We start from the raw sequence: 16,499 nt of genomic DNA, 5'->3' as shown, positions 1-16,499 counted from the left end.
TCTCCCAGGCTCCCCAAATGGATAGCTCGATTTCAAACGGATACCTGGTGTCGACGGGCGTGCTGTACCTTTCGCAGAGCCTCAGCAAATGGTCGCGCAGTCGTCGCCCTTGACGCTTGCTACCCTCAAGTGATCGCTGTCCTCCTGTTTGAGCAGGTCGTCAATGCGCTGGCGCTCGCGCTTGAAGGCTACAAGGTCATCGCCCTTCAGCACCTTGCCGACCGGAAGGCGAACGCGCATCGCATCGACCTTGGTGCCGTTGACGATCAGCTCGTAATGGAGATGGGGACCGGTGGAAAGACCGGTCGAGCCAAGATAGCCAATGACCTGTCCCTGCCTCACTTGGGCCCCTGGCACGATGCCCTTGGCGAAGCCGTTCTGGTGGTTGTAGGAGGTCTCATACCCATTGGCGTGACGTAATATAGTCTGCTTGCCGTAGCCGCTGGCCCATCCGGCCTTCTCGACGATGCCGTTGCCGGCCGCAATGATTGGCGTTCCGATCGGGGCTGCCCAATCTGTTCCGGTATGCATTTTGACGTAACCAAGGATCGGGTGACGCCGAAGTCCAAAACCGGAGGTAAACCTGCCATTGGGAACCGGATTGCGTAGCAGGAACTGCTCGGCGCTGCTGCCGTTCTCGTCGAAATAGTCGGTGCTGCCGTCCTGCATGTGGAAGCGGTAGAAATTGTGCACGGTGCCGCCGAAGGTCGATGAGACATAAAGCAGTTCGGACTCGTCAGAAGGCTGGTCGTCGCCGTCCGGCTGCGAGAAAAGAACATCCATGCGGTCCGAGGGGTTGAGTCGGGACTGGAAGTCGACGCCGGATGCCAGAAGCTTGACCAGTTGCTGGGTCATCTTCTTCGACATGCCGTAGGAATAAGCGGCGCGGTAAATCCCGTCATAGATGTTCGGCAAATTGCCGCGCACCACCACCGGCGACGAATCGTCGAACGCGGTCAGCAATTCGGGATTGGGTTCAGGCTCCTGTGCCGGCACATACTGGCCGTGATCGTCGAGCGCGATGGTCACGATGTGCTGGGTTTTGTCATAAACGCTGGTGCGGACGACCTTTGCCTGCTCGCCGCGAACTTCCAGCCCGACGCGCAGAACGGTTCCTGCCTTGAGCGCTGTGGCGTTCAACAGCTTGGCGATCGCCTCGGACATGCCGGTGGCGTCTTCACCGGTGTACCCGGAATCAGCAAAAGCCTCAGTGACGTCGAGATCCTTGGTGAAGGGAATGATTTCCTCGGCGAAGGCCGGCGCTTGGTCGTTGGCGATTGCACGCGGCGACACCGAGACGTTTTCTGGCACGACCTTGACATCATAGGAGCCGGCGATGCTCTGCGTCAGTTGGTCTCCAAAGCGCTGAGGGTCAACATAGTGCAGCGACGCCACCTGCACCGCGCCATCGCTCAGCCCCGTGCCGGCGCCGCGCACCACCTTTTCCACCTCCTCGGCGGAGAGATCGCTCTTTTCGTCGAAGGAAGCTGTCTCGATCGGGAAATCGACGGTCTTCAGGCTCATCTCGCTTTCGACCTTGGCGCCATAGATCTGACTGACGCCAGTGTCAGTTGGCGCTGATTGCTCGGCACCGTCGTCTGCAAACACCTGCATGGGGTCGAAAGGCGGGTAGGGACGGCTGGTCGTGTGCCCGGCGGCAAGCGCCATCTTGATCTGGACGAAAGGTACGGTGTTGATGACGTCGCGGTCACCCACCTTCGTCACCATCGACACTTCCATGCGCCGGCGGTCCTTGGCCTTGGCGATCTGGCGTAGCGCCACCAGCCTGGTCGTCTTGGCGACTTCGCCGGAATCGCCGCCGTTTTCAACGTGGCCCAACTCGGCTATCTCGGGTGGCGTCGCCAATTGCTGGCGGCCGTCAACAGCGGCGAACAGCGCCACGCCCATCAGCACACTCGAGGTGACACCGGTCAGGAAGGTGCCCGACAGCCAGCGCGCCGAGATCTCGCGCCGGTCAGGCGGGCGGCTGCGGCCATCCGCGACCAGCGGCGGCTCATTGCCGAGCGCAGCGATGACATCGGCTGTATCGTGCATCCAGAAAGGCGCTTCTTCCCCGAGGCGGAACGGCTTTTCGCCGAATTGAGCCGAAACAGTTGCCCGTCACAGCCGGCAAAGTCAACGACGCGGCTGGCCAAAGCGGTGCTCTGTTGGTTCGGCTCATCGTCCAGACCGGTTTCCAATGGCAATGAGGCGGCAGTTTGGTCCGAATGTGACAGTCCCGGCTTTGCAATGGAGTTGGACCTTCGCCTGCGGCGCGTAGTCGTTGAAACCTCTCACTCCACGGTTTTGAGCCTCGCGCTTGACGGAACCTGCCCTTTCGGCGCGGGCAGGGCGTCCGATCCTACAAGACGCGCCCAGTTTGGCCGTTCAAACAAGAAGGCACCAATGCCAGCGCGCTTGAGCAGCATGTAGAGCAGCACGGGGCTGGCCAAAGAGACAACAAGAACCGCGAGGCTGAGTGCCCCCGTTTCGGTGATGAGCCCAGTCCTTAAGGCAGCCGCGCGAAAGACTGACATCGGAAGCGTGAAGGCGACGTAAATCACCAGGGAATGCTCGCCGAGCCAGCGCAGCCAATCCATGAAAGAAAGCCTGACAAGCAGCGCGCCCAGTACGCAAAGCGCCAGGGCGCCCAGCACGGCGAGGCCAAGATGCAGCGGTGGAAAGGTAGCCAGTCCCATATGTGTGACCGTTGGTTGGACCGAGAATCCCGGTGAAAAGACCAGCAAGCCGTTCGCGAGCGCCCAGACGAGCAAACCTGCGACGGACAGGACAGTATGGCGCTGCGTCCATGCGACCAGGCGGAATACGAACGGCGCCGCCGCATAGCCGATATAGAAGAAAACGAAATAGGCAACGAATTGCGTCAGGATGTAGCTGGTCGCTTCGATGCCCGACATCTGCAGCACGGCCGCCAGTGCGATCACGATGGGATCGGGGATTTTCAACTGCCACAACAGCCTTGCCACGAGGCCGAATACAGCCAGCATGTAGATGAACCACAAGACGCCATACGGTTCGATGGCCGACAAGGCGATGTCACGCAGCATCGAGCTGGGGTCCCGGCCATAGATGCCTATCTTCAGGCCGATCATGATGATCGCCCAGACGGCATAGAAATAAGCATAGTGTAAGATTCGCCGGTCGGCATAGCGGCACCACGGTCGATCGATCACCTGCGAAAGGAAAAGCCCTGAAATCAGAAAGAACTCGGGCATCCGAAAGGGAGTCGCGAAACCGATGACGTAATGCAGGAACCCGACTTGCCCGGTATATTCCCCGGTGTTGTAAGCCGCGTACATCATCACAACCAGGATGATCGAAAGGCCTTTTGCCGTATCTACCCAAGGCATTCGCGCGGCGGCGCTCGCAGGCAAAGCTCCGAGTGGGTTGCGCATTTGCGGCGAGTGATCGTTCATGTTCGCACAGTCAATTTCCCCCTTCTTGATCCTCTTTGGTTAATGTAACTATCCAACGATGCGTGATTGGCTTGGAAAATCTTGTCCTGGTAAACGAACTCGCACTGCCGAAGGGCATCTAGTCGCCACGATCCAGCGACCGTTTCGGGACGTTCGCAATGTATTTCGGCGCACACGAATGAGTTATTGGCTGGCCATCAGGCGGAACAATAATTTGCAGCCGAGGTAACAACGGCAGGTTTTTGACGAACTCGGGAGAAAGGGCTTTTGAGCGCCTTGGACGAAGACGAACTCGCCCGGCTGTTGAGAGCCGCAATTGCTGGCGACGAAAACGCTTATGAGCGATTTCTTCGCCAAGCGGCATGCTTCGTTCGAGGTTTCGCCCGGAAGAGGATTGCAAAGGGCAGTGTTGATCCGGAGGACGTAGTGCAGGAAACGCTGCTGGCTATCCATCTGAAACGTCATACTTGGCGGGAAGACGGATCCGTCATGCCGTGGATTTATGCAATTGCGCGCCACAAACTAATAGACGCCTTTCGCCGGCAGGGTCGCCGGATCCACGTGGAGATAGGAGACGTCACCGATAGTTACGCCGAACCGGAAGCCGATGCGGTCAGTGAACTTGAGATTGGTCGGGCACTCAAGACGCTTACTCCAGGTCAGCGAGCGGTAGTATCAGCCGTATCAGTCGAGGGGCATTCGATCGGCGAGACGGCCATGGCCCTAGGCATGAGTGACACGGCGGTGCGAGTTGCGCTTCACCGTGGCCTGAAAGCCATCTTCCGGCGATTTGGAACGAATTGAAATGAAGACGGATGATCTCATCAAGACGTTGACCATCGACGCAAGGCGCCCTGTGCTGTTGTTCCCGTCCATATGGTGGGGGGCGGTAGGTCTGGCAATTCTGGTTGCCGCATTTGTCTTTTTCGCTACGCTCGGCCTTCGACCTGACTTTGCCGCGGCTGCACAGACGCCGCGGTTTCTGTTCAAATTTGTCGTCACCATATCGCTGGCGGCGAGCGCGTTCGTTCCGGCCCGCGCACTCTCAACTCCAGGCAATGCGTGGCGAAAGACAATTCCGTATTTGGCGGTCGCTCCCATACTCATCGCCGTTGCGGTGATCGTCGAACTCTTCCTTCTTCCACCGGATATCTGGGCGGCGAGAATGATAGGCAGGAACAGCCTGGTATGCCTAACCTACATACCGCTAATTGGCATCGGTCCCTTGAGCATTTTCCTGGCGGTCTTACGCCATGGCGCCTCGACGCGGCCGACCCTTGCAGGCGCGGTCTGTGGGATATTTGCAGGAGCGATTGCGGCGACGCTCTACGCGGCCCAGTGCACGGACGATTCTCCGCTATTCGTTGTGACCTGGTACTCGATCGCAATCGCGGGGCTGGCGGTGATCGGGGCCGCCGGTGCGAACATAGTCGCTCGTTGGTAGGGTCTTCACTCCAATGCCGGGCATCGCGCTCGTGGTCTTGAGCTGTTGCATAACGGCCGCTGTTCCAGCCATCCGGATAACCATGCTGCCAATTCGGCTGTCGACGTAATTGACACGGAATGTATATCGCCTTTAACATTCCGTTAACTAACAGGGGCGGGCGGGATAATGATTTCCTTTTCGACGGCGCGGGTCGTGCGCGCGTGTGCCGGAATTGCTGCAGGACTGGCTGTTTCGGCCTGGTCGGCAGCGCCAGTACTTGCTGCCCATCCGATGGCAACCGGCGGCCTGACCTCGCAACCGATCGGCCACTATGATTTCTGCAAGACCAATCCCGCCGAATGCTCGATTCGTCCGAGGAACCTCGCTCCGGCGAGGATGACTGATGCGCTTCTTCGGAAGCTGACCAGCGTCACGGTAAGGGTCAATGCCGCCGTCAAGCCGGTGAGCGACTACGACATTTACGGTAAGGACGAAGTCTGGGCTTATCCTAACAAGGGCGTTGGCGACTGCGAGGACTATGTTCTGGAAAAGCGACGAGAGCTTTTCCGCATGGGATTGTCGTTTGCCGATCTTCTGATCACTGTCGTGCGCAAGCCCGACGGTGAGGGCCATGCTGTCCTGACCGTGCGTACCGACAAGGGCGATTTTCTCCTCGACAATCTGACCGACAAGGTCCGCCTGTGGGACGAGACGGACTATAGTTTCCTGAAGCGTCAGGCGATCGACAACACAGGCCGCTGGGTTTCGATCCGCGCTGGCCAACCGGTACTGGTCGGCGCGGTACAGTAGAAACGTACGGCCGAATTAGCCAGTTTCTCAGGGTCCTGATCGTGAGTGATTGATTGCCGACAGGTCGTAGGAACCCTTGTCAATATAATGTTTTAGGGGAAGTCGCTACCGCTGATTGAGGCACATAGTGCTCAAGCCCCGGTCGCGATCTGGAGCTGTATGTAGTTAACGGCCGATTTGAGCGCGCTCCGCCCCGACCAGGATACACAGTGCCTGGGAATTAGTTGGTCTGGAAGCGGGCGACCGACAGGAACCTGACGGCGCTGCCGGTAAACCGGTTGGCGTCGGCCATCTGACTATTGAGCTGGAAGCCGGCTGTATAAACCTCGCTCGGCGGGGTGTGCACGACGTTGTAGGCATAGCGAGGCGCTGTCGTTGCGCTCGACACCGTGGCGATATTTTCTCCGCTGTGCAGCGCCCAGCGTGCAGCTTGCGGCGCAGCGGCGACGGCCACAGATCTAGGACTATGCTTCGGGTCCCCTGCGGTCGCCCTTGCTTCCTTGGGCGTCGTCTTCACGCCGTCGCCAATCGCGGTAGCCGGATCGGAACCAGCCGGCAGCGCAGAGATCGCGCGGCGCGGCGACGCGTGATTCACGCCAGCCGGATCGGAATCGGCGGGCAGGGCAGCGATCGCGCTGCGCGGCGACACGGAATCCACGCCAGATAGGTCGCTGACCTCCGGCAAGGAGGCGACCTGATATTCATCGAGGACGGCCTTGACCTCGGCCTTGTCAGGCCGGGCAGTTGACTTCACCCAAGATACATCACTGGCAGTCTGGTTATGTGCGTCCGCACCGGCCAACGCCAACAGCACATGCTTGTCCTGCGGAGCGAGGTCAGCTGGCAGCGAACTGTCGGGACGCCAGGTCGGCACCGGAATGTTGTTGACCCCGACCTCAGTTGGATAGTCAACATTGGACGGATCAGCCATGCCTAACGGAATGCTTGACAGCGCCTGCGCCGATGCCACCGCCTGCTCGGTAGTGGCATCAGCTGGGCCGACCGGCATATTTTGAGGCGTCTGCAGGCCAACATCGGCTTTCGGACGCGGGGCGAAATCAGGCAGCGGAATGCTGCGCGCCGGCAGCGCCGCGATGATCGTCTCCGGCGTGTCCTGCTGCGCCTGCGAATTGGCAGAGTTGTCATCGGCAACCTGCGGAATGTCGGCACGCTGCGCAACCTGCGGCGACACGACTGTGATGCCCTTGGCCGCCACGGCCGGCTTCGGGTTTCTGGCCCTTGGCGCTGGCGCGGCCGTAGCCGTCTCCACATCGGCACCGTCGTCGGACTCGTCAGAACCGCCGCCAAACAAAGCAGCCAGAAGACCACCGGATTTTTTGGAACCGCCGCCGGCACTGGCCATCTCGATAGCTGGGGCGCCGGAGCCCTTGCGTACCTTGTAGGCGGCGAGCGCCAACTCATAGCCAGGCAGCGGCCTGCCGTCGCTCGGAACATGCAGCGTCTTGCCGTTGGGGAACAGACTCACCAGTTCCTGGCGGCTGATGCCCGGCCAGTGGCGCACATTGCCGACATCCATGTGGACGAATGGCGAACCGGAGGACGGGTAATAGCCGACGCCGCCGCCCTGCAGCTTGAGGCCAATATTGCGCAGCTTTTTTAGCGGCACGCCGGGAATATAGAAATCCAAAGCCCTACCGAGCATGTGCTGGCTTTCTTTGGCTACACCCCTGCTGCGGCTGCGAAGCATCGAGTTCGTCGCCGGCGAGCGATAGCCGCATACGACCTGGATGTAATCGGTGGCGCCGCTGGCGCGATACGCTTCCCAGACCAAATCCAGCAGGCGCGGATCCATCTTGGTCGGCTCGTTGCGGCGCCAGTCGCGCAAAATGATGTTGATCTTCCGCAGCCCTTCCGAATCGTAACGGCCATTGCGTTTAAAGACGATTTCGGCCTTTTCCTGCGTGTGCAGATGATAGAGTTTCAGCGAACGTGTTTCGGCGTTTGCACCGCCAGCCATCGCGGCAAGAACCCCAAAGGCAACAATCAGACCTACTAGCCATCTCGGCCAGACGCTCATGTGATAGTGCCGACCGTTTGGGTGTCGTTCGATTCTGTTCAAATCAAAAGGCCTTGCAGGCTGCCGTTTGTCCCCGGATTTGCCCAAACGGATGCGTCGTTTTCACATCCAAATATCGATCCTATTGGTTAACCCTCGCTTATTAACCATAGCTTATTGAAAGCCGAAATGCGGTAATACCGTGGCCAAATCTGATAATGGCAACATGGCGAAACACCGCAGCCGCGCCTCCGCAGGATCGAACGGCATGTCATTCGCTCAGCGTGTGCGGATCCGCCAGCGCTGCATCCGGTCGACTGATCGGTACGTCATCCAATGACGTTTTCTGGGCAAGGACTGCCGCGCCACGGTTTTTGAGCAGTCTCCGGAAGCTTGGATGCATGCCGCCATCTGAATAAGCATGAGCCGATATATTTGTGCCGGAGGCAAGAATCGCTTCCATTTTGCGATCATCTGAATTGCGCCGAGCGGCCACGGCACGATCTTCCGCACTTAAGAGCGGTGGACATGCAGCAAGAGGGTCGCGAGGATCGCCACCCTCAAAGGTCGCATCGAAGACGTAGCGTCTGCCACAATAAGATACTTTGGGTTGACGGCCCGTGACCTGTAAAATGTCATAGCCCTGTTTGAGGTTTGTCCAAAAATCGAAATTGGGGTCATTTCGATTCCGTGCCATGTTTTCAGGCGTCATCCGGAATGGGAAAGCCTGCACCTGGAATGAGGACTGTCCGCCCCTGATAGCCTCACGGGCGATAGCGTAGATTTCCGCGACGCCTGCATCCGTGAGCGCGAAGCATCCTGACGACGAACAGGCGCCATGAACCATCAAAGCTTCGCCGCTATATCCAAGGGCGCTTTCGAGTTTGTTCGGGTAGCCAAGATTGAAAGAGAGATAATATTGCGAGTTCGGATTCAGCATGCCTGCGGAGACGTTGTAAAATCCTTCTGGCGCCTGCCGGTCCCCATTTCTCGTTTTTGGGCCGAGTTTCCCGGACCAGCGGCACATCGGAAAGGTCTTGAACAGGGCGTAACGCCCGGTGCGATCACGTTTCCAGAGCTCAAGCTCGCTTTCATCCTTGAAGATGCGGATCAGAATGGGATCGGCCGGCGTCATTTTGCGCTTGCTCATATCGCTGATGAGGCTCGCCGCAATTGGTTGGTTTGCCTTGTTGTCGACGTCAAGAACCGTCGACACGCAAGCTGACATCACCAGGGCGAGGGCGGGTAGGGTCAAAAAACCGAGCAGTCGCTGAAACAAATTCATCTCTGTCCCTTGTGGATCAGCCCCTGCTGTCTGCTCTGCAGTTGACAGCTCGATGTCGCGTTTCGCGTTAGTAGCAATAACAGCATCGTTCGTCAGCAAGGTTAACAACTTTCGAATTTGGGCACGCCGGCTTCGACTTTTTTTGGTTCCGTCCCATTCAGCCAAACTCGAAGTCGCCCGCGGTATTGAGCATTGTTATGACGAAGGTGGGGGCCGCGTGGTATGAATTCTATCGCGACGACGGGTCTAGGCGAGGGAGACGAGTGAACGGATAGGGGCGCGATAGCGAGTCCTTTCGCGAAAATCGATTGCTTACCATCACATCTCGGCGAGTGGGACTGTTTCAATGTCGCAGTCTCTTGTTTTGACTTGCCAAATGCACATTTCGAGGTCAGCCTGAGGGCTATGATGGCATGCTCGTCGCCAAAACACGTCATTGTCATGCTGCTCGCGGTCTTTCTGACTGCCGGGTTAAGCTTTTCTGCCGCTCAGGCCAGCGTCATGTCGGCCAAGATGACGATGATGACCGGCAGCGGCATGACCATGCCCGCCGACGTCGGCACGGCCACCGGTTCCGCCATGAATGGCGATTGCAAGGCTTGCCTCAAGGGCGCGAGCGACAACGGCAACCCGATTCACTGTGCGCCGGTATGCGTCGCACCTGTCCTGGCTGTGTTGCCGCAAGTTCTCGCCATTAGGGTGGTTCCGCGGGCGCAGCAGCCATCGGCGCTACCAGCCCCGTTCCTGCGCGGGCGAAGTTCCGTGCCCGACCCATTCCCTCCAAGACCCACCGATCTCGTCTGACGCTGGTTCAGCCGTCCTGCGGTTGATTTCTGGCGTTCGGTCACCCGTTGCGCGCGTTTGCTCGGCGGGTGCGGACAGCAATCAATCGATGGCCGCCATCGATTGAGATCGCCGAGGGCACAAGGGTGAATTCCGATTTCAGTCATTTCATGTCGCGCCGCGGATTTCTCGTTGCGGCGGCAGGCGTTGCCTCGACAGCCCTATTGAGCGCGAGGTCACTCCGGGCATCCGAGCTCGATGAGCGCGAGTTGAAGGCAGCACACGGCCGTGCCAACCTTGCTGGTCCAGATAGCCCCTGGACCGCTGTCTGGGCTTATGACGGGACGGTTCCCGGCCCGACATTACGTGTGCAGCAGGGTAGGCCGGTTCGCATCACGGTCCAGAATGGGCTCTCCGAGGACACTACGGTTCACTGGCATGGCATCCGGCTGCAAAATGCCATGGACGGTGTGCCCGGCCTGACCCAAGCACCGATCAAGCCGGGAACAAGCTTTGTCTATGAGTTCACGCCGCCCGACGCTGGCACCTTCTGGTACCATCCGCATGCCGATAGCCTTGTGCAGCTTGGCCGCGGCCTTGCCGGCACGTTAATCGTCGAAGAGGCCGGGCCGATTGTTGTGGATCGCGACCTCGTGTGGATGCTCCAGGACTGGCGGCTTGCCGGCGACAGGCAGATCGCTGCCGGCTTCGGCAGCGCGATGGATGCAGCCATGTCCGGTCGCGTGGGTAACTTCGTCACCATCAACGGCACGGTGCCGGCAGACCAAGGTGTGAAAGCGGGCGAGCGCGTCAGGCTGCGGCTTGTCAACGCCTCGCTTGCCCGCATCATGGCGCTGCGCTTCGAAGGCCACCGCCCGGTCGTCGTAGCGATCGACGGTCAACCATGCGATCCGTATGAGCCGGAGAACGGCCGCCTTGTGCTTGCGCCGGCGATGCGCATCGACATTGTGCTCGACATGCAGGGTGATCCAGGCAGCCGCCACGCCGTGACCGACGATTTCTATGACGGCCTTGCCTACACCCTGATCAGTCTCACCTATGATGCCGGGCCACCGTTGCGGGCGCATCCTCTCAATGCACCCCTGCGCTTGCCGGCCAATCCGCTTCCGAGCCTCGACCTCGCCAGGGCAGAACGGCGGGAGATCGTGCTGCAAGGCGGCATGATGGGTGGCGGCAAGCTCGCCGGCGTTGGCGGAATGATGGGCATGGCAATGCCTGGCATGAATGGAGGTGCGGCCTGGACAGTCAACGGTATGTCGATGACCGGCGACGGCCACGCCGGCATGGCGCCGCAGTTCACGCTGAAACGCGGTGTGACCTGTCATCTCACCATTCGCAATGAAACCGCGTGGTGGCACCCCATGCATGTCCACGGCTTCAGCATGCTGGTGCTTTCGCGCAACGGTTCGCCGGTGCCGCACCGGCAATGGCAGGACACGGTGCTGCTCGCCCCCAAGGACACAATCGAATGCGCCTTCGTCGCCGACAATCCGGGCGACTGGATGCTGCACTGCCATGTCGCCGACCACCAGATGGCCGGGTTGATGACCGTCTTCCGAGTGGCCTGATTTTCTCGTGAACCGGTGAACCTTTCGCCAACCTGACCGACTAATAACCAAGGAGAACTACACATGAAACTGACCTTCACCCTCGCCGCCTTCGCAGTCGCCATCGCAATGCCGCTGCCCGCTGTTGCGGCAACCATCAACGCCGTGATGTACAAGAACCCGCAATGCAGCTGCTGTGAATCCTATGCCAGATATCTGGACCACAACGGCTTCAAGGTCGACATCAAACCTGTCAACAATCTGTCCCAGATCAGCAGCGATGCTGGTGTTCCCGCCGATCTCGAAGGCTGCCACACGCTGATGGTCGACGGCTATGTCGTCGACGGGCTGGTGCCGGCCGACATCGTCAAGAAACTATTGACCGAACGGCCTGCCATCACCGGCATCACGCTGGCCGGCATGCCGACCGGTGCTCCCGGCATGGGTGGCGAGAAGGCTGGGACCTGGACGATCTACGCTTTCACGAAGGACGGCAAAGCACCTACCGTTTACGCAACAGAGTGAGGCATTGCGATGATGGCCAATATGTCCGATTGCCCGGCCAAAACCTGGCTGGCCATGACGTTTCTGTCCGTTGCGGGCTTTCTTCTCCTGGTAGTTCTGTTGCTCACAGTGGCAGCGCTCGCAAGATATGTGCGAACGGGGCAGGGAATCACATTTGGCCGGTGGCATTATGACCCGCGGTGACATCCTTGGATCAGATCGGCCGGCCCGCCGGCCCGTTTGGCGGCGGCTCCTGGTGGTCCTGCCTGTGGTGGTTTTTGCAGTGCTCGCCATTGTGCTTGCCTGGGGACTTACCCGCAATGCGTCGGACATTCCCTCAGCGCTGATCGGCAAGCCGGTGCCCGCATTCAGTCTGCCGCCCGTCCAGGGCCGAACGCTCGGCCTGTCGAGCAGTGACCTGCGGGGCGAGGTCTCGCTGGTCAACGTCTTCGCGTCCTGGTGCCTGGCCTGCCGCGAGGAGCATCCCGTGTTCATGCGGTTGGCAGCAGACAGCAAGGTGCCGCTGCATGGACTAAACTACAAGGACAGGCCCGACGACGCCGCGAGATGGCTCGACACGATGGGCGATCCTTATACGCGTACCGGCGCGGACCTCAACGGCCGCGTCGCCATCGACTGGGGCGTCTACGGCGTGCCGGAGACCTTCGTGGTGAGCGCCGACGGCCGCATCGCTTACAAGCACATCGGCGCGGTGACGGAAGAGGCCCTTCAGAAGACGATCCTGCCGCTGGTCGAGCGGCTGCGCGCCGAAGCGAAGAAGGAGCAACCATGAAGATGCTCGGCCTCGCCCTCATTTGCGCTCTACTCGTCACGGCATTGCCCGCATTGTCGGCGGAGGCGCCGCAGAATTTTGCCGTTCTCGACACGCCCGCCTCGGTGCCGGAGATCAGCTTCTCGGATGGCACTGGCCAGCCGAAAACGCTCGCCGATTATTCCGGCAAAGTGGTGCTGCTCAACATCTGGGCGACATGGTGCGCGCCCTGCCGCAAGGAAATGCCGACACTCGACCGGCTGCAAGCAAAGCTTGGCGGACCCGAATTCGAGGTTGTCGCACTGTCGATGGACCGGAAGGGTTCCGACGTCGTGAAGAAATTCTACGCCGAGATCGGCGTCACGCACCTTGCTCTCAATATCGACACTTCGGCCGAGGCCATGTTCGCACTCGGCACGGTTGGCCTGCCGACGACCTTGTTGATCAATCGTGATGGCAAGGAAATCGGCCGGCTGATCGGGCCGGCCGAATGGGATGCTCCCGACATGATCGACTTCATCGGCGGCCGCATCGCCGCAAAATGAGAAAGGATAATGACATGACGACAACAGAACTGAGCCAGGCCTGGCAGGCAGCGCCAGGTCGTGTTGTCCAATCTTTCCGCCGCACTCTCGGTGGACGGCGCGGCCTGATAGCCGCTAGCGCGGCCGTTACCGTCGCCGGCCTCGCCTTCAACTGGTCGTGGCTGGTCGCTGTCGGCATTGCGCCGGTGCTGCTCAGCGTCCTGCCTTGCGTGGCCATGTGTGCGCTTGGCCTGTGCATGAACCGGACGACGGGCCGCTCATGCTCAACCGAAGGCGTTACGTTGAATGAAGGCACCGATAGCCCGAAAGCGCCGTCGGCCGACATGAAAGGCAATGGCTGATGTTTGTTCAGGTTCAGGGCGAGCCTCGTCGTCGCATTCAGTCGAGTGAATGGATGCATGCGCTGCTCGGACTGGTCGCGCTGACGGTATTGGCCGTCGGCTTTGCGCACGCTGCGCAGGCGCATTCGCTCGATGAAGTCGACGCCATGCTCCAGGGTGACGAGAAATATTTCCAGACGATCGACAAGACTACGCCTGACTTCAAGCTGCGCACCGCCGACGGGCGCGTCGTGCGGCCTGCCGATTTGCTCGGCAAAGTCGTCGTCCTCCACTTCATCTACACGGCGTGCCCGGACGTCTGCCCGCTGCATGCCGAGAAGATCGCCGAAATCCAGAAGATGGTGAACGCTACACCGATGAAGGATCAGGTTACTTTCGTCAGCATCACGACCGACCCCACGAAAGACACGCCCGACGTGCTCAAAGGCTACGGGCCAGCGCACGGGCTCGACCCCGCCAACTGGCTGTTCCTGACTACGACACCGGACCAGCCCGAGGATACGACCCGGACGCTGGCGGAAGCCTTCGGCCACAAATTCAGCCTGACCGATGACGGCTACCAGATGCACGGCATCGTCACCCATGTGATCGACAAGGAAGGCCGCTGGCGGGCGAATTTCCACGGCATGAACTTCGCGCCCGTCAATCTCGTCACCTTCGTCAACGCGCTCACCAACAATGTCGAGCGTCCGCACCATGAGCAGCAAACGGGATGGTGGGCGACAATCAAGAGCATCTTCTAGGGCATCATCATTCGGGCGTGCCGGCTGTCCGGCGAAACAAAAGGAAGGAGAACTCTGTGATCCACAGTTCAAGGCAATCGAGCGGAGCCATTGCCAAGGTGGTCCGTGCCCTCTTACTGACCGTCGCAACGGCTTGGCTCGCGCTCGGTCCTCACGGTCACGCGATCGCCGCAGGCGAGATGTCTCAGGACCAGTTCGACCAGCGTGTGCATGACTATATCCTTGCTCATCCTGAAGTCGTTATGGAGGCGCTGCAGAGCCTGGATGCCCGTGAGCGGGAGGCCGCGGCGAAGGAGGCGAAAGCCGCCCTGGCGGCCAAAGCCGATGAGATTTTTCGCGACCCGGCCAGCCCGGTCGGCGGCAACGTCAGCGGCGATGTCACTATGGCGGAATTTTTCGACTACAATTGCCCCTATTGCCGCCAGGTGGCGCCGATCATGGCGCAGGCCGTGACCGACGATCCGCAGCTCAGGATCGTGTACAAGGAATTCCCCATCCTCGGCCCGGATTCCGTGTTTGCGGCCAAGGCGGCGCTCGCTGCGCAGCAGCAGGGCAAGTATGCAGTATTCCACAAGGCCCTGTATGACGCCAAGACTCGCGTGACCGAAGCGGTCGTGCTCAAGGTGGCGGCCCAGGTCGGCCTCGATATCCCCCGCCTTAAGACCGACATGCAGCATCCCGATATCCAGGCGGCGATAGACAAGAATGCGCAACTGGCCCAGGCACTAGGAATCACCGGAACGCCGGGCTTCGTCGTCGGCGACCAGATTTTTCCGGGCGCGACCAACCTCGATACGATGAAGAAATTGATCGAGCAGGCACGAGCCCCTCAGAAATGATGCGCCCGTCGGCAGCCAGGGACAGCTGATGATGCCCGAGATATCAAACATCGGCGTGCTGAGCGCCTTCGGGGCGGGCGTGCTGTCCTTCCTGTCGCCTTGCGTACTGCCGCTGGTGCCAGGCTATGTCTCGTATGTCGCCGGCGGGACACTAACGCAAGCACCGGCCGATCGTTCGACTGCCGACCGATTGTCGGCTGTCGGAATGAGCCTGTGTTTCGTGCTCGGCTTCTCGACGGTGTTCATCGTGCTGGGCGCCAGTGCTTCCGCGCTCGGCCGGACGCTGATCGGCTATCGCTACGAACTCAATCTTGTCGGCGGTGCGATCGTCATCCTGTTCGGACTGCTTCTCACCGGTCTCGTTCGGCCGTCCTGGATGATGCGCGATGCGAGGTTTCATGCCGAAATCCCCGGCGGCAAGGCGGCCTCCGCCTATGTTCTCGGCCTTGCCTTCGCTTTCGGCTGGACGCCGTGTATAGGCCCTATCCTCGGCGCCATCCTGACTGTTGGTGCCGTATCGGCCACAGTGAGTGACGGCGTCGCGCTGCTCTCCATCTATTCGCTCGGCCTTGGCCTTCCGTTCCTGCTTGCAGCTCTTTTCACCAACAGCCTGACGAGGCGGCTGAAGGCGATGCGCCGGACCGGCTCCATGCTGCAGGTCGCCGCCGGCGCAATCATGATCGGCATGGGCTTCGCCATGGTCACCGGACAAATGTCGATTTTTGCCTTCTGGCTTCTCGAACAGTTTCCCGTCTTTACGCGTATCGGCTGACGGCCGAGGAAAGGGCTTCGAATATGACCCGGACAATGCTCCCAAATCGACGGACGGTTATTTTCGGCGGCGTTTTCGGAGCCGCCACGTTAACCGGCTTTCTCACGCAACCGGATTTGGCAATCGCCGCCGACGATCCGGAATTGGCCAAGCGCTTCAAGGAACTCAGCCAGAATGGCAACAGCACCTGCTCGGCGAAGTTCACGGAGTCGATTGCGACGATGCCGGCGATATCGCGGATCAAAGGTTCATGTTGCAGTCCGATGGAAATGAAGCGCTATGCCGAGCAGGTGAGCGGCCTGGCCAAGTATCGCGCCATCCCGATTATCCCGAGCGATCCATACGACATACCTGCGGCGACCGCGCAACAGGCGACTGCCTATTATGACCTGCAACTCGCAGGCGACGAACAGAAGGCGTACGACTACGCAATGGCCAATTCGAGGGAGAAAGGCCCATGTTGCTGCCAATGCTGGCGCTGGAAGGTGTATGGCGGAATCGCCAAATACCTGGTCCATGAGCACGGCTTCACTGGTGAGCAGATCGTCAATGTGTGGGATCTTTCCGACGGATGTGGCGGGGGTATGTAAATAATTGCCCGCACGATCTTCCATGTAGCTGCCAGAGAGGAAGCGCATCCAAGGCGGGAGCCCAAAT

At 60.0% G+C, this 16,499-nt stretch carries 16 protein-coding genes; 12 read left to right on the top strand and 4 right to left on the bottom strand.

The genetic code is table 11. The annotated features are described in order from the left end of the window. Positions 1-81: 81 nt before the first annotated feature. Both AC07SZ_RS22185 and AC07SZ_RS22180 read right to left on the bottom strand, forming a co-directional pair. A complete protein-coding gene (locus AC07SZ_RS22185; protein WP_494915845.1) occupies positions 82-2,055 on the bottom strand; it encodes a peptidoglycan DD-metalloendopeptidase family protein in 1,974 nt (657 codons plus the stop codon). 239 nt (positions 2,056-2,294) lie between these two features. Further along, entirely contained in the window at positions 2,295-3,437 is a 1,143-nt protein-coding gene (locus AC07SZ_RS22180) for an acyltransferase family protein (RefSeq protein WP_494915844.1), read from the bottom strand. A gap of 267 nt (positions 3,438-3,704) precedes the next feature. On the opposite strand from AC07SZ_RS22180, the gene AC07SZ_RS22175 reads away from it, so the two are divergent. The 3 genes from AC07SZ_RS22175 to AC07SZ_RS22165 all read left to right on the top strand — a co-directional run bounded on the left by AC07SZ_RS22175 (position 3,705) and on the right by AC07SZ_RS22165 (position 5,673). Next, complete coding sequence (locus AC07SZ_RS22175; RefSeq protein ID WP_494915843.1) at positions 3,705-4,241, top strand: sigma-70 family RNA polymerase sigma factor; 537 nt, start codon at positions 3,705-3,707, stop codon at positions 4,239-4,241. Position 4,242: 1 nt separating this feature from the next. After that, a complete protein-coding gene (locus AC07SZ_RS22170; RefSeq protein ID WP_494915842.1) occupies positions 4,243-4,881 on the top strand; it encodes an NrsF family protein in 639 nt (212 codons plus the stop codon). Between the two features lie 168 nt (positions 4,882-5,049). Further along, on the top strand, positions 5,050-5,673 hold the full coding sequence (locus tag AC07SZ_RS22165) for a transglutaminase-like cysteine peptidase (protein ID WP_494915840.1): 624 nt from the start codon (positions 5,050-5,052) through the stop codon (positions 5,671-5,673). Between the two features lie 220 nt (positions 5,674-5,893). Here AC07SZ_RS22165 and AC07SZ_RS22160 read toward each other — a convergent pair whose 3' ends face one another. Next, a complete protein-coding gene (locus AC07SZ_RS22160; RefSeq protein WP_494915838.1) occupies positions 5,894-7,711 on the bottom strand; it encodes a peptidoglycan L,D-endopeptidase MepK in 1,818 nt (605 codons plus the stop codon). A 250-nt stretch (positions 7,712-7,961) separates the two neighbouring features. Next, positions 7,962-8,975, bottom strand: coding sequence for a L,D-transpeptidase family protein (locus AC07SZ_RS22155; RefSeq protein ID WP_494916083.1), 1,014 nt, complete (start codon positions 8,973-8,975; stop codon positions 7,962-7,964). A 953-nt stretch (positions 8,976-9,928) separates the two neighbouring features. Between AC07SZ_RS22155 and AC07SZ_RS22150 the strand changes: the two genes are divergently transcribed. From AC07SZ_RS22150 to AC07SZ_RS22110, 9 genes are all read left to right on the top strand, one after another. Continuing rightward, positions 9,929-11,347 carry a multicopper oxidase family protein gene (locus tag AC07SZ_RS22150; protein WP_494916081.1) on the top strand — a complete coding sequence of 473 codons (1,419 nt, stop codon included), beginning with the start codon at positions 9,929-9,931 and terminating at the stop codon, positions 11,345-11,347. A 63-nt stretch (positions 11,348-11,410) separates the two neighbouring features. Beyond that, positions 11,411-11,851, top strand: coding sequence for a DUF411 domain-containing protein (locus tag AC07SZ_RS22145; protein ID WP_494915836.1), 441 nt, complete (start codon positions 11,411-11,413; stop codon positions 11,849-11,851). A 169-nt stretch (positions 11,852-12,020) separates the two neighbouring features. Next, positions 12,021-12,623, top strand: coding sequence for a DsbE family thiol:disulfide interchange protein (locus AC07SZ_RS22140; protein WP_494915834.1), 603 nt, complete (start codon positions 12,021-12,023; stop codon positions 12,621-12,623). Beyond that, positions 12,620-13,147 carry a TlpA disulfide reductase family protein gene (locus AC07SZ_RS22135; protein WP_494915833.1) on the top strand — a complete coding sequence of 176 codons (528 nt, stop codon included), beginning with the start codon at positions 12,620-12,622 and terminating at the stop codon, positions 13,145-13,147. Before AC07SZ_RS22140 ends, AC07SZ_RS22135 begins: the two co-directional genes overlap by 4 nt. Before the next feature lie 14 nt (positions 13,148-13,161). After that, a complete protein-coding gene (locus tag AC07SZ_RS22130) occupies positions 13,162-13,488 on the top strand; it encodes a hypothetical protein (RefSeq protein WP_494915832.1) in 327 nt (108 codons plus the stop codon). Beyond that, positions 13,488-14,231, top strand: coding sequence for an SCO family protein (locus AC07SZ_RS22125; protein WP_494915831.1), 744 nt, complete (start codon positions 13,488-13,490; stop codon positions 14,229-14,231). Before AC07SZ_RS22130 ends, AC07SZ_RS22125 begins: the two co-directional genes overlap by 1 nt. Positions 14,232-14,287: 56 nt before the next feature. Then, on the top strand, positions 14,288-15,070 hold the full coding sequence (locus AC07SZ_RS22120) for a DsbA family protein (RefSeq protein ID WP_494915830.1): 783 nt from the start codon (positions 14,288-14,290) through the stop codon (positions 15,068-15,070). Between the two features lie 28 nt (positions 15,071-15,098). Beyond that, positions 15,099-15,842 carry a cytochrome c biogenesis CcdA family protein gene (locus tag AC07SZ_RS22115; protein ID WP_494915829.1) on the top strand — a complete coding sequence of 248 codons (744 nt, stop codon included), beginning with the start codon at positions 15,099-15,101 and terminating at the stop codon, positions 15,840-15,842. Positions 15,843-15,865: 23 nt separating this feature from the next. Next, entirely contained in the window at positions 15,866-16,432 is a 567-nt protein-coding gene (locus AC07SZ_RS22110; protein WP_494915827.1) for a hypothetical protein, read from the top strand. Positions 16,433-16,499: the final 67 nt, after the last annotated feature.

The organism is Mesorhizobium sp. GW821-FHT07A06, assembly GCF_059419085.1.
This window is presented reverse-complemented; position numbering and strand designations above follow the sequence as displayed.

What these genes read in the sequence shown, in the direction of transcription:
- AC07SZ_RS22150 (WP_494916081.1), top strand. Translation starts at nt 9,929, where the DNA reads ATGTCGCGCCGCGGATTTCTCGTTGCGGCGGCAGGCGTTGCCTCGACA.
- AC07SZ_RS22185 (WP_494915845.1), bottom strand. Translation starts at nt 2,055, where the DNA reads ATGCACGATACAGCCGATGTCATCGCTGCGCTCGGCAATGAGCCGCCG.
- AC07SZ_RS22115 (WP_494915829.1), top strand. Translation starts at nt 15,099, where the DNA reads ATGATGCCCGAGATATCAAACATCGGCGTGCTGAGCGCCTTCGGGGCG.
- AC07SZ_RS22165 (WP_494915840.1), top strand. Translation starts at nt 5,050, where the DNA reads ATGATTTCCTTTTCGACGGCGCGGGTCGTGCGCGCGTGTGCCGGAATT.
- AC07SZ_RS22155 (WP_494916083.1), bottom strand. Translation starts at nt 8,975, where the DNA reads ATGAATTTGTTTCAGCGACTGCTCGGTTTTTTGACCCTACCCGCCCTC.
- AC07SZ_RS22110 (WP_494915827.1), top strand. Translation starts at nt 15,866, where the DNA reads ATGACCCGGACAATGCTCCCAAATCGACGGACGGTTATTTTCGGCGGC.
- AC07SZ_RS22140 (WP_494915834.1), top strand. Translation starts at nt 12,021, where the DNA reads ATGACCCGCGGTGACATCCTTGGATCAGATCGGCCGGCCCGCCGGCCC.
- AC07SZ_RS22180 (WP_494915844.1), bottom strand. Translation starts at nt 3,437, where the DNA reads ATGAACGATCACTCGCCGCAAATGCGCAACCCACTCGGAGCTTTGCCT.
- AC07SZ_RS22170 (WP_494915842.1), top strand. Translation starts at nt 4,243, where the DNA reads ATGAAGACGGATGATCTCATCAAGACGTTGACCATCGACGCAAGGCGC.
- AC07SZ_RS22145 (WP_494915836.1), top strand. Translation starts at nt 11,411, where the DNA reads ATGAAACTGACCTTCACCCTCGCCGCCTTCGCAGTCGCCATCGCAATG.
- AC07SZ_RS22135 (WP_494915833.1), top strand. Translation starts at nt 12,620, where the DNA reads ATGAAGATGCTCGGCCTCGCCCTCATTTGCGCTCTACTCGTCACGGCA.
- AC07SZ_RS22160 (WP_494915838.1), bottom strand. Translation starts at nt 7,711, where the DNA reads ATGAGCGTCTGGCCGAGATGGCTAGTAGGTCTGATTGTTGCCTTTGGG.
- AC07SZ_RS22125 (WP_494915831.1), top strand. Translation starts at nt 13,488, where the DNA reads ATGTTTGTTCAGGTTCAGGGCGAGCCTCGTCGTCGCATTCAGTCGAGT.
- AC07SZ_RS22130 (WP_494915832.1), top strand. Translation starts at nt 13,162, where the DNA reads ATGACGACAACAGAACTGAGCCAGGCCTGGCAGGCAGCGCCAGGTCGT.